Origin of the sequence: Ruminococcus sp. B05 (assembly GCF_003628495.1) — a bacterium.
GTDB classification, from domain to species: domain Bacteria; phylum Bacillota; class Clostridia; order Lachnospirales; family Lachnospiraceae; genus Schaedlerella; species Schaedlerella hominis.
The window spans coordinates 103565-116634 of sequence record NZ_RBZR01000010.1; the positions used below are offsets into that span (position 1 = coordinate 103565).

At 37.7% G+C, this 13070-nt stretch carries 16 protein-coding genes and 1 pseudogene; 1 reads left to right on the plus strand and 16 read right to left on the minus strand.

Translation table 11 applies throughout. The features are described from left to right. Positions 1–7: 7 nt before the first annotated feature. The 11 genes from D8Q48_RS09300 to D8Q48_RS09355 form a co-directional block, all read right to left on the minus strand. On the minus strand, positions 8–703 hold the full coding sequence (locus D8Q48_RS09300) for a response regulator transcription factor (protein ID WP_121056343.1): 696 nt from the start codon (positions 701–703) through the stop codon (positions 8–10). A gap of 898 nt (positions 704–1601) precedes the next feature. Beyond that, positions 1602–2201, minus strand: coding sequence for a site-specific integrase (locus D8Q48_RS09305; RefSeq protein ID WP_237998803.1), 600 nt, complete (start codon positions 2199–2201; stop codon positions 1602–1604). Between the two features lie 87 nt (positions 2202–2288). Beyond that, positions 2289–3863: a recombinase family protein gene (locus tag D8Q48_RS09310; protein WP_055182396.1), complete on the minus strand. Its 1575-nt coding sequence runs from the start codon at positions 3861–3863 to the stop codon at positions 2289–2291. Further along, complete coding sequence (locus D8Q48_RS09315; protein ID WP_055182399.1) at positions 3854–5554, minus strand: recombinase family protein; 1701 nt, start codon at positions 5552–5554, stop codon at positions 3854–3856. The genes D8Q48_RS09310 and D8Q48_RS09315 overlap by 10 nt, the downstream gene beginning before the upstream one ends. Then, positions 5555–7252: a recombinase family protein gene (locus D8Q48_RS09320; RefSeq protein WP_055182401.1), complete on the minus strand. Its 1698-nt coding sequence runs from the start codon at positions 7250–7252 to the stop codon at positions 5555–5557. Between the two features lie 139 nt (positions 7253–7391). Beyond that, a complete protein-coding gene (locus D8Q48_RS09325) occupies positions 7392–7640 on the minus strand; it encodes a DUF6870 family protein (RefSeq protein ID WP_005344286.1) in 249 nt (82 codons plus the stop codon). Beyond that, a complete protein-coding gene (locus D8Q48_RS09330) occupies positions 7621–8001 on the minus strand; it encodes a type II toxin-antitoxin system PemK/MazF family toxin (protein ID WP_055182403.1) in 381 nt (126 codons plus the stop codon). Before D8Q48_RS09330 ends, D8Q48_RS09325 begins: the two co-directional genes overlap by 20 nt. Positions 8002–8575: 574 nt before the next feature. Further along, positions 8576–9049, minus strand: coding sequence for a sigma factor-like helix-turn-helix DNA-binding protein (locus D8Q48_RS09340; protein WP_181992154.1), 474 nt, complete (start codon positions 9047–9049; stop codon positions 8576–8578). Positions 9050–9375: 326 nt separating this feature from the next. After that, entirely contained in the window at positions 9376–9807 is a 432-nt protein-coding gene (locus D8Q48_RS09345; RefSeq protein WP_121056345.1) for a hypothetical protein, read from the minus strand. Between the two features lie 7 nt (positions 9808–9814). Continuing rightward, positions 9815–10027: a sporulation initiation factor Spo0A C-terminal domain-containing protein gene (locus D8Q48_RS09350; protein ID WP_055182410.1), complete on the minus strand. Its 213-nt coding sequence runs from the start codon at positions 10025–10027 to the stop codon at positions 9815–9817. Positions 10028–10179: 152 nt separating this feature from the next. After that, positions 10180–10497, minus strand: a complete 318-nt coding sequence (locus tag D8Q48_RS09355; protein ID WP_117457281.1) for a helix-turn-helix transcriptional regulator — start codon at positions 10495–10497, stop codon at positions 10180–10182. 179 nt (positions 10498–10676) lie between these two features. Between D8Q48_RS09355 and D8Q48_RS09360 the strand changes: the two genes are divergently transcribed. Continuing rightward, on the plus strand, positions 10677–10883 hold the full coding sequence (locus D8Q48_RS09360; RefSeq protein WP_008688150.1) for a DUF6219 family protein: 207 nt from the start codon (positions 10677–10679) through the stop codon (positions 10881–10883). Between the two features lie 76 nt (positions 10884–10959). On the opposite strand, the gene D8Q48_RS09365 is transcribed toward D8Q48_RS09360, so the two are convergent. From D8Q48_RS09365 to D8Q48_RS09385, 5 genes and pseudogenes are all read right to left on the minus strand, one after another. Further along, a complete protein-coding gene (locus D8Q48_RS09365; protein ID WP_118037140.1) occupies positions 10960–11331 on the minus strand; it encodes a hypothetical protein in 372 nt (123 codons plus the stop codon). Between the two features lie 9 nt (positions 11332–11340). Next, positions 11341–11913, minus strand: a complete 573-nt coding sequence (locus D8Q48_RS09370; RefSeq protein WP_118037135.1) for a hypothetical protein — start codon at positions 11911–11913, stop codon at positions 11341–11343. 250 nt (positions 11914–12163) lie between these two features. Continuing rightward, positions 12164–12403 (minus strand): hypothetical protein, encoded by a 240-nt coding sequence (locus tag D8Q48_RS09375; protein WP_005344271.1) that lies wholly within the window; start codon positions 12401–12403, stop codon positions 12164–12166. Positions 12404–12415: 12 nt separating this feature from the next. After that, a complete protein-coding gene (locus D8Q48_RS09380; RefSeq protein WP_005344268.1) occupies positions 12416–12628 on the minus strand; it encodes a DNA-binding protein in 213 nt (70 codons plus the stop codon). A 14-nt stretch (positions 12629–12642) separates the two neighbouring features. Continuing rightward, positions 12643–13070: pseudogene (locus D8Q48_RS09385) on the minus strand (DNA polymerase IV); the annotation flags it as partial.

A 13070-nucleotide genomic window follows, 5' to 3' on the forward strand; every position in this document is an offset into this window, starting at 1 on the left:
TTTATATTTACAGCTTTTCAATCTTATATCCGACTCCCCACACTACTTTTAGATAACGTGGTTCTCTCGGATTGATTTCAATTTTTTCCCGGATATGACGAATATGTACCGCCACTGTATTATCAGCTCCGATTGCCTCCTCATTCCATATTGATTCATAAATCTGGTTAATTGAAAATACTCTTCCCTGATTTTTCATTAATAATTTTAAAATATTGTATTCAATCGGTGTCAGTTTTACAGATTCCCCATCTACTGTGACCTGTTTCAAATCATCGTTCATCTGCAGTCCACCGGTCTCATAAATGGTATCCTTCTGTTCTTTTGCATTCCCGCCAAACTGGGTATACCTGCGAATCTGTGATTTCACACGTGCGATTAATTCCAACGGATTAAACGGCTTTGTCACATAATCATCTGCACCTACATTTAATCCTAATATCTTATCTACGTCCTCTGATTTTGCCGATAAAATAATGATTGGAATACTATGCTTTTCGCGAATCTTTAATGTTGCACGGATTCCATCCAGTTTTGGCATCATCACATCCAAAATTAACAAGTGCACTTCCTCTGTCTCCAACAGCTTTAATGCCTGTTCGCCATCATATGCTTTCAAGATATGATAGCCTTCCTGAGTCAAATAAATATCTATTGCCTCTACGATTTCTTTATCATCATTACATACTACGATGTTGTACATTCTTCATCACCTCCCTTACAGTATACATGATAGAACGAAAAAATTAAAAAGGTTTAGGGGAAATCTTATGATTTTATTAATGTTCCATCCATATGTCATTTTTGCTGCTTTTCTTTCAAGTCGAACGTCTGTGAGACAAATTTACTATTTCTCACCACCTGAAGAGGTGGGAGTCTTCCCGACTGAATTCAAGTCGAACATCCGTGAGACTTGGCGCGTGATTCTGGTCAGCGGAGCTGACATATTCTTATCAGAATCACTGCGCATCCCCGCGGAGCGTTTATCTCAGTCGGAGATTGGACTCCGACTGAGATAAAATTCATATTTTCATAATATTTTTTCGATTTCTTTTATAATTTCAACATATTTTAGACATATTTTCTGGATATAATAATCTCAGATAGTTGATACAGCAACTATCTCCCCCCCTCATAAAGTTAAGATATCTTGGACAGATTTCAAGATATCAAACTTTACTCTCATTCCTTTTAGTTAAATAGAAAACACGAAATCCGTTAGCCATAGTGGTTAGCGGATTTTTGTTTCCCCGCATATTGTTCTTTTTCGGACTTTAGTTTCTAAGTTGTTTATAATTTTTCGATTTCTTTTATAGATTCAACATATTTTAGACACATTTTCTGGATATAATAATCTCAGATAGTTGATAAAACAACTATCTCCCCCCTCATAAAGTAGACATCGGGCGTAACTTCCCGATGTACACTTTACTCTCATTCCTTTAGATAACTATAAAACAACGAAGCCCGTTAGCCCTTGTGGTTAGCGGGTTTTCGCTGTTCTGTACTTGTTGCAAAATCCGCTTCGGTCAAATCTCGGTCAAATAATTTTCTAAAGAAATGTTGCACCTTTTCTATTCTCTTTCTTATTCTTGTTCTGATTATATGATTTCCTTATACAAATTCTGTAATTTATCCATTTCCGATTTTGCTTTATCATCTGTGACGTGCGTATACAAATCCAGTGTGATTGCTATGGAATAATGTCCGAGGAATCCTTGTACTACCTTTGCGTCAATCCCGGCTTCAAAACAACGCGTTGCAAAAGTATGACGAAGTGCATGTGGATAAAAATGCGGAATCGGTATAAACACTGTCTTGTTTTTCTCTGCCTGCTTTTTTCGTTCCTTATTGATAGATTTTTCTATCCAGTCTAACGTCACTTGAAAGGTGTGTTCTGTAATCGGTTTTCCGTTCTTTCCAACAAACACAAGATTTTCAAATCCCTCTAATGGTTGCCATTCACTAGCTGACAACTGCATTTCTTTCAACTGAATCCACTGACGTTTTAAAGCCTTATACACACTGTCCTGCATGGGAATCGTCCGTATACTGTTCTTTGTCTTTGGTGTCTGGTACTTGAATACATACTTCTTTGTTTCCTTATCTTTGATATACACCAACGTTTTATTTACAGAAATTTCCCGTTTCCGAAAATCTACATCATCCCATGTAAGCCCAAGCAGTTCTGCTTTTGTCAATATAAGTCTAAAAAAAATTTGCTTTTAATTCGCAAAAAGCACCACTGTTTTCATCCAGTGATGCTCCTGCGAACAATCTTATTCCGTTTATGCTTTTTCTTCTTTGTAGAAAATGTCATCCATCTTCCAGCTTATCTCCATACGACCTGGTTCATAAATAAAGACTTTCTCAATAATCTTTGACAGCTGTATTTTGTCAAAATCCTGCAATGCTGCAATCTCATTTACTTCCATTTCTTTTTCTGTTGCTTCATCACATTTTTTCTTCGCTGTAGCAATCTCATTCTCCAATTCTGCTATCTGCAAAGTGATTTCTGAAATACGGGAAGTCGTTTTTTCCAGTTCTTCCATATACCCTTCCTTGTCCAACACTTCTGAACGATAATCAGAATACAGTTTCATTTTTCTTGACGAGAGTCGCTTTTTTTCACTTTCCAGTGTTGCGATATTTTCTTCTTTCAAAATTGTTTTATGCCATTCACTTTTCTTTTTCTCAAGATTTTCCGAAATGAGTTGTGCCATATTTCTGGCTGCATCCAGTACTGTTTCTTCTGCTTCTTTCCTGTCCATTTTACTTTCCACACACCCACTAAGACCGCTGATATGTGCCTGCATACAGCGATACCCAGTCTCTCTGCTGGTAAAACCAAGTCTTCTTCCACAGGTCGGACAAAAGAAAATAGGGCAGGCTACTCCTCTTTTTGTAAGAACTCTTTTCTGGTTAGTAAATGCTTTTTCATTTGCTTTCTGGAATAATTCATCGGATATAATTGGTTCATGTGCATTTTCTACAACAATCCACTCTTCTTTATCATTGGAAACCAATTTATTGCTTCCTGTTCTTGCCACTCTCTTTTTATTCCAAATAATTTTCCCAAGATACACTTCATTTTTGAGCATATCTGAGATTGTTGTGACTGACCAGAGTTTCTTTTCTTTTTCGTTTTCTCTGTGCATTTTTATACCTTTTCTGCACATATACTCCCGGCATGTAAGCACATGGGTTTCGTTCAGATATTTTGCTATCTGTCCTTTTGTTTTCCCATCTGCCGCCATTGTGAATATCAGTTTCACTATTTCAGCCGCTTCTGGGTCTATAACCAGATGATGCTTATCTTCTGGATCTTTAATATATCCATATTTGGGAAAAGCCGGCATATATTCACCGTTTTTAGCATGTGTTTTCATAGCAGAACGAACTTTTCTGGACAAATCTCTGCTGTACATTGCATTCAGCATATTTTTTAACGCTACGCTCATTCCTCCAGTAAAACCAGAGGAATTGATACTGTCAAAGCCATCGTTAATTGAGATAATTCGAATACCAAGGACTGGCAGGATTTTTTCCAGATAATTCCCCACTTCCAGATAATCTCTTCCAAATCTTGAAAAGTCCTTTATAACAATACTTTTTATACGTCCTGTTTTTGCATCTTCCATCATCCTCTGAAAGCCAGGACGGTTAAAGTTTGTACCACTGTACCCATCGTCTACATATTCAACTACTGGACAGTTAGTAAATTCGTCCTGTTTTTTGATAAATTCGTTTATCAGCATTCTCTGTGCACTGACACTGTTACTTTCGGCTTTTATACTGCCATCTACATCATTATCCTCCGACGAAAGTCTGATATAAACAGCGATACATTCTGTTACTGGCATAACTCAGCCTCCCGTTCTTTTGCATATTTTCTTAATTCTTCCAACATATCATCATACACCAAACGTACCGTAATAGAACCGCTTTCATGTATTTCGATTTTTTCTACAAAAGCATTGACCATTTCCTTTGTCAGCGTTCTCGTATTGCGGTATTTATTGATCAATGTTTCCCATTCTTCCTCTGTGTGAAAATTTTTTTCATATCCAACCTGATGCTTTAATAAAATTTCCATGTTATTCTGGATCTCTTTTTCTGTTTCCGCATCCTGCTTTGAAAATGTTTCATACTGCTCTGCATCAATAATACGGCACACATAATCCTCAAACAATCTTTCCCGGTGTACTGCCACTTTTTCCAGTTCTTTCCGGCATTTCTTGATTTCCCTGTTAAACACATCATATTTTTTAATGCTTTCCTGTCTTTGATTCAACCGCCGAATCAAATCTACATTTTCAACATATACATTGATATGTGCACGTATCACACGCAGTACATAATCATTCACTTCCAAATCAGTGATAGAATGTGGCGTACACTTCCCGTGGAGCTTATTATTTCCACAGTAAAACCTACGATGATTGCCTTTTGTTTTCCCATATAAATACATGGTTTTTCCACAGTCTGCACATACAATTTTCTGCTTGAAAAAGTTGAAGTCTCTTACATTATTGCCATTTGATTTACGAGCTTCATTAACCCGCTTTACGATATGACCAATCTTTTCCTGTACCTCATCAAAATCCTTTCTGCTCACAAGTGCCTCATGGGTATTTTTGATAATGATCCATTCTTCTTTCTGATTCATTTTCTGTCTCTGTGCAGCCCAGGAATCATTGGTAAACTGATTATGCACACTATCACCGGCATAATATTGATTCTCAAGGATTTTGTGGACTGTTCCTCCACTCCATGTCCATGCCGCTGACTTTTCATTTGCTTTTCCTGCTTTATCCAGCTTGTAGGCTTTCGGGCAGAGATACCCATCCGCATTTAATTTCCGGGCAATCTCAGCATAAGTCATTCCATCAATAAAATACTGAAATATCTTTTTCACCACTGGTGCTGCTACTGGATCTGGAATCAGCTGATGAGGATTATCCTTGTCTTTTTCATAACCATAAGCCATCTGACCGGAAGGAAATTCGCCATTTGCCCAGCTCGTCCGGTATGAACTTCTTATTTTCTTTGCCAAATCTCTGGAATAAAACTCATTATACACGTTTGACATGCTGATCAGCAGACTTATGTCATCTCTGAACGAATCATAATGATCATTCACCGAAATAAAACGCACATTAAAGAATGGGAACACTCTTTCAATATAGCTTCCCGCCTCTACATAATTTCTTCCAAGCCTAGAAAGATCTTTAACAATAACACAGTCAATATTTCCCTCTTTGATGTCCTGCATCATCTCATTAAAACCATCTCTCTCAAAATTAGTTCCGGTTTTAGATATATCATAATATTCCTTTGCAACCACGATATCTTTCTGTTCTTTTACGAAATTATGAAGCAAAACCATCTGCGTTTCTATCGTATTTCTTTCTCTGTTCTTTTCACTCTCATAAGAAAGCCTTGCATAAAGGGCTGCATGTGAAACTTTTTCACACTGGTTTTCAGCTTCTGTAACCAAATTTTCTTTATTTCCAACATTCACATAATCTACTTTTCTTGATTTTCGAGCCATTTATACGACCTCCCTCTTTTGAATTTCTATTCTTCCGTCCATACCTGTGCTGACATCACATCCCACCGACTGTATCTGCCGTAACAGGGATTGATAACAGTCATCAAAATTAAATCTGACTTCAATATGTTTTTTGTCATATACCAATATCTGGTCAATCAGTTCAACAGCAACAGTTCTTGTAAGTTCTTGTATATTCTGATGCTCGGCAAAATAATCCAGCCAATGATATTTATCACTTTTTGATTCCAGGACTTCACTGATCTGTTGATCAATGCTTCGGACTGCTTCCTCGGCTTTTTTCCGTTTTTCTGTGTACCCGTCATGAAGCTCTTTATAATCTTCTTTTGAAATGATTCCTTCACGGAAATCCTCATATAGATAATCTCTTAACTCCCGGCATCGCACGGCTTCTTTTTCTTTTGCTTCTTTTCTAATTTCCAGTTCTTTTATATCCAATTCTTGAAATGGTACTTCATGGATAAAATCCATGATTTTTTTCATATCAAGGATATTTTCAATATGGATTTTTACCAGTTCCAATACTGTTTCTTCTAGTTTACCCATTGGTATTCTGTGTGCTGCACACGCTTTCGTAGCCGCATGTCTGGAACAGATATAGTAAGCATATACCTTTCCTCCTGCCGGAACATCCCGTTTGATCATCATTGCCCCACAGTCTCCACAAACCACAAGTCCAGATAATGGATATACCTTTTCCTCGTTCGGAGAAGTCCTTGTATCTATCCCTAATAATCTCTGCACCAGTGCAAATTCTCGTTCTGATACGATAGCCTTATGGTTTTTTTCAATTCTAACCCAATCTGTCTCCGGCTTTTTCATCAATTTTTTTACTTTATGGTTTGGTGTTGTTCTTTTTCCCTGCACCAGAGTTCCAGTGTATACTTCATTTTCAAGGATTCTTTTTACCGACATGGCGCTCCATTCTGCCTGTTCGTGTGTTTTAAAATTATCCTGAATCCTTATTCCAAGACTGTGCTTGTATTCCATTGGTGAAAGAACACCCTGTTTGTTCAATGCATTGGCAATTGCTGTCTGGCTCATACCTGATAATTTCATGCGGTAAATTTCTTTGACGATACCTGCCGCATATACATCTATCACCAGTTTGTTTTTATTATCTGAATCTTTCTGGTATCCATACGGTGTAAACGCTCCAATATATTCCCCATTTTTTCTCTTTACTTCCAGGTGGCTTCTTATTTTGATAGAAATGTCACGGCAATATGCATCGTTAATGAGATTCTTGAAGGGAATTACGATTTCGTCTGCCTGACTTTTCCCTTCCAGGCTGTCATAATGATCATTGACCGCAATAAACCGCACGCCAAGTGCCGGAAATAATCTTTCGATATATTTTCCGGCATCAATATACTCACGTCCAAAACGGGAAAGGTCTTTTACAACGACACAATCCACAATTCCTTTTTTGATATCTTCCAGCATCATCTGAAATGCAGGACGTTCAAAATTAGAACCGCTGTAACCGTCATCCACCCGTTCTGATACAACAACTATATCCTTTTTATCTTTTAGGAAATTTTTTATCAGATCTTTCTGATTTGAGATACTGTTGCTTTCACGCTTTCCAGCAGTAGCAACATCGCCATCTTCTTTCGATAAACGAACATAAATGGCTGCATGATAGATTTTCTTTGAATTGTTAATTTGATTCATCTTCATCCTCCTTAGTTTTACCTTTCCATCAACATTGGTAAAACCCAGAGGGTGAGTCGATTTTGTCCTGATATGAATGAGGAGTCCTGAATTCCTCGTTTCCATATTAACATAACTCTTCAGATTTTACCATCACTTTTTATACAGAAAGCAAAAGTTCCTCAAATGCATCTTCAAAAGATACTCCATTGTTTGCAAACCTTATTTTCACTTTTACATTTCCTATACAGACAAGATAGGGATTTCCCACCTGTCTGAGATATTGAGCTATTCTTTTTTCCTTCGTCTGATTCCGGTCAATCCTTATTTTTCGGATATCCTTCAATTCCTTCAGATCCACATCATCAAAATCCGTTTCCAGATAGTTTCTATATTCTTCCGCAGTCATGCCCTTCTCCTTCCATTCCCATCTGAATCCGTACTGCTTTCAGTACCCGATCCAGGCTCCACTTATTTACTCTTCCGCATTTCTCAATAATACATTTTGTAGAAATGCTCATAACCTGTTCAGCCAATGCCAGGCTTCCTTTTCGGATCCCTATCATATCGTATTTACTGATAAATACATGTGTTGGTAAATACCGCTTCTTATATATTCTTGACGTCAGCGGAACTACTGTAATGACTGAACTGTATGTATTAGCTTTGTTGTTACTTACTACGATCACCGGTCTTACTCCACCCTGAACCGAAGTTGTCGGGAACATACCGAGATCCGCCCATAAGATATCTCCTCTTCGAATCGTCACTTGTCATCTCTCCAATCTTTTTTTATTTGTAAAGCATTCATAGCGCTATATTGGCTCCACAGGAATACGGCAGAGTTCCTTTCCAAGACGGAAAGCTCTGCCGCATAACCTCTATAGCCAATTTGATTATTAAACAGTGCTCGCTCGATTCTATTTATCCTCGATACCCCGAATCGTTACTCCTACATCTGCAGGAAGGGAATAATAACCTGTCCGGATGCTACACTCCGGACCACAACCAAAAAACTCTCGTTTCCAGGCTCCAGCAGTTCATAGGTTTACCAGTTACAGACTTCTCAGGGTCTGCAAGTGTATCGCATCTCACACATGTCATCGCATCACCAGTCTGCCGACTGGCTTTGGTCAGTGCTTTTTCGCAGCATTATTAGCTCTAAAAAGGTTTTTACGTCTTATAATCCTATAGCGGCATCTTCCTCGTGCTCACTGTATGAAATGTCACGTCAGTTATTATTGGATATTCAGTTATCATGGTTCATTTTAGGAAGTCCTTTAACTTCCTCTAATTACTAAAGTCAAATGACTTTGGCAGATGCAAAAGATTTTGAAAAATTTTTTAAAAAAATTTATTCATATACATTTCACGCATCTTATTAAGAGTGGATTTCAGCTTGTATGACAGCATCTGTCTGGAAATCCCCATAATTTCCGCCATCTGTGTCTGTGTCTTGTTTTCAAAGAAAATGCCATAAATAATCATGCGTTCCTCTGAGTTCAGTTGATAGATCACTGTGTGAATATCCTGCTGTTCCATTTTTGTCAGTACACAGTGCTCCACATCACAGTTCAGATCTGGAAAATCCTCAATCATGAAGCCTTCTCCATCAATAGACTGACCGCTGTAAGGTACTTCTCTCAGCATCTTATCCACAACCTCACCCAGTTCATTCTTAATCTCAACTTTTTTTGCCTTGCTGCTTCTGTAAAAATTATTCATCGCATACGCAACTTCTTTTGTAATCTCGATCATTTCTCCATCAATATTTGCGTAATACTTTCCTTCGTAAAAATATGGGTGTTCAATATACATATCCGTTCCTCCTGAATTTGAAATCTTGTTGCTCGTTTCAAATCCAGAAGGCGGACCTCTGTTTAGGATCATGCCTGCTCCGCCTTTATCCTGCCGGGATACGCCCGCAGTTATTGGCTGAGAAATTCAGGCACGAAAAAAAGCCCCAGTAGTTTTTTCTTAACTACTGAGGCTTTCGTCTCTTTCTTGTATTCAGTTATCTATGCCTTCTTTCATCAGCATAATCATTGTATCAGGATAAAGTTCACAAAGTATCCGCAATATATTCCCATAAGTTCATATCATTATTGGAATCGTACATATTTCAGTATAAAAAGTTCACCGTGTTATTTTTCTGCTTCTTTTCCATCTATATATAGTTGAAATTTATCAGGATTATTGACTACATCATAGTCCTTTCCGTATTCTACAGGTCTATATTCGGCTGTCATTACCGATTCCCCATCTTCAATATCCTCTTTCCATAAATAGATGTTCATATCAAGGCTCGTCGCATATCCCCTGTCTGTGGAGAATTTTGTCGAATAAAATGAATCATCCTTGTACATCTGCAAAAGTTCTCTTGCAAAAGCTTCTTTATCCCCGATATGTCCCCGGTTAGCCACCACTGTAATATTTTCATCTCGATTTACGGAAAATGTTCCAACTACATCCGGTTCGCCTTCCTTATGACCAGATTCAGATTTCCCATAAATACTTCCTGCAGCAATTATCAAGATCACTGCTCCTGTTATCACTGCAATTATCTTTTTCTTCATATTTTCATTAATTTCCTTTAAATTGTTTTACTGCGTAATTGACTACTTCTTCCGGTGTAGGTCTGTCTCCTTTAAGTGTCATTTTCTTCCATTCTTCCTGCACAGCCGGATCGGGATTATCAAATCCTGCATCTATGGCTATCTGCATTTCTCTGCGTACCTCTTCTGGTGTTGTGTTGTACTTTTCTGCAATCTTCTCATAAATAGTTTTCTCTCTCATTCATTTTCCTCCAATATACAGGTAGAATTATATCTTGTTCTATAGAACTAATTTAGCATATTTCTATTGTCATGAAAAGACACTTTACAACTTAAAGCTGGATAAAGGGGCAAAAAAAAGAAGAGCTACTTGCTCTTCCTAGTTTTGTCATATTATTCTTCCAATAATGTATGGATTACTTTGATAATTTTTTTCTGCTCTTTGATCGGAAGTTTTTCTATTTTCTCTGCCAGCTCATTGGTAACACCTGTAACTGAATGTGCCACAACATCAATCAAAAGAGTATCTGCAGAAACATCTAATGCATTTGCAATTGCAACAAAGGTATCCAATTTTGTAACTTTCAAGCCTCTCTCTATTACACTCACATGCGTCGGACTTAAATTTACTAATGCAGCCAGTTCCTCTTGCGTGAGATTTTTTGCTTCTCGTGCTGATTTGATTCGCTGTCCTACTGCTTTCAAATCCATCGTAACACCTCCTCCAGAACGAATAATCGTTCTGAATTTAGTATACTTGTGAATATCTTAAATATACAGAATCGCAAAACCAAGTTCTAATTCTACAGAACTATATTCAAAGTTTTTCTTTGCATTTTCGTAAAAAAGCGTTATGATTGAATCAGTTAAATCAAAGGAGGTATCAAATCATGAAATCACATAAATACTGGTCCTTAGGCGCACTTTTCTGTATGTTGGGATGCATTTATTCTGGAATCAAAAAATCTATGACTGCACATAAATACTTTGCCTATTCTTCATTGCTTTGTATGGGCATGTCCATTTATTCCGGTCACAAACTGGTTTCTCCAAAGAAGAAAAAAATCACTGAATCAAATAATAGTGAGAATAGTTAAATAAAAAATTGATCTTTATTCATCAAAGACAAAGTTGCTGGAGAATATTCTTTCTCTCCAGCAACTTTCTTTATCTTTAAGCCATTGAAACACAATACTGTCCAATCAGCTTCGTCCAACTATTATATTTATTCTTTTCACACACCTTTCGGCAAATTTCATTTTCCATCAATACACAGAACATCTTATCATAATCAAATGCCCAGACAGCACCTTTCACATGGTTTTCCACTGCATTCTGATCTATGCTTTTCAAACGACTAATCATTTTTTCAATTTCTGCATTTTCCAAGTTACCAATATTTTTACAGATGAATCGAAAGAAATTCAACGTTGCATATTCGTCATGCCAATGGAACTCTTCTGGATTGTTTTTAATTTTACTGGCTCGCTGCTGTTCTTCGATTATCTGATCAGCTATACCTTTCATCGAATCTTCGTATCTCATATTACTCACCTACTCTTCCTCAACGCCCAGTGACGGTTTAAATCTTTTATCCTTTGCCTGCGGTACCACGATCTCATAAAAGTAAAACCCTAAATATCCAAGTGCCTGCTTCTTCATTTTATAAAATGAAGTCCTACCTATACCTAACTCCTGCTGTACTTCCACATCTGTCTTATTATAATGACTACAAAAACAGGAATGAAGGATCTCACTGAGCATCACACCATTCGGTGCATAAAACTTCACCAGTGTCATTCCGCGATAGATCATATCTGACAAACCGTAAATGATCATCAGGTTATTCATTTCCCGGTGCATCTTCGGCACATTCAGCTGATTACTATAAATGCTCAGATAACTTAACGCATATGCCATATCTTCATTGATCTTCTCCTGGCACTCCATATCTAGTTCTTCTAACACAATCTGATTTTCTAAAATCAATTTCTGATAGCTTGTCATCAGTTCTTTAATATCAGTATAATGTCTTTCGATTGTAACTTCCAGATAATCCTGTGCATAGCTTGCCATCTGGAAGGTAATTTCTTTCATTGATTTAATTGCATAATCTCTGTCTGTCATCAGTTTCAAAATCTCCTTATCATCATCACACTAACTGGCGGTCTTTCAGACCAGTTCGCTTTCCCCATGATTTTGATGGGAAGCAATTACTTACTATAACTTGCAGAAGCGGATATCCAAAAGGCATTGTGGGAGCTGCCTTTGCTGACCGGAATCCCTCTTCTTATGTAAAACCTGCAGGAATATAAAGGGAAAGTGACTATCCCTGCCGGTTAATAATCCAAATAATATCGTCTATACCAATCTCTCCTTATGCTGTTTTTCTCTCCATAAACCATTTATCCACTTCGTAAAACAAGTGGCTTTCCTGCCCCTGTATCATACAGGTGTACATCATTCCTACACCGCCTGCCTTTCTGCTGGCGCATCGCTCGATTTTCAAAATTCTGTCAATGCTATACTTTCTTCCATCCTCCCATGTAAAAAATATGGGAACCAGCTGTCCGTCTTTACGAAACTCTGCTACTACATCTACATATACTTTGTTCATGCCGACACCTCACTATAAAATCTCAATTGCTCTTGGCGATGCCGGGATTCTGCGGATATATCCATTTAACTCCAACTGCTTGATTCTGGAAAATGCTGATGATGTTGATTTCACCCCGATCAATTTTCCAAATTCCCGTACTGTCGGCGGATATCCATGCTCCTTCGTATAATCCAAAATACACTGATAACTTTCTTTCTGTTTTCTGGTTAATGCTTTTTTCAAATCTATCCCTCCAATTACCCATGAAAATAACTGTGTGGATGGATCGTGTGCGTACCAGCGTCTAAGTGGGATAAGACTTTATCCTGATACATTGCCGCTCGCTGTATACTGAAATAACCAAACCGTCGTCTGATCTCATCTACAGTACGATCCAGCTTCTCTAACTTTTCCTTTTTCTCCTGATTTCCAAATAAATCCAACTGCACGGGAATATCATCTAACACAAGATCCGCAGCTCGGATTCCCAGGCTTCTAATGGGATATTCCCATTTGTAATTATCTTTAAATAGCTGAAATGCTGCAGTTACAATCTCGTTTGTAATATTCGTTGGCTGTCGTAAATGTATCTGTCTGGAAAAACTATACAATCCATTATCTCGAACTGTAATTTCTACTGTTTTGCATTTAAATCCATGTTTCCGCAATCGTGCAGCTACACTTT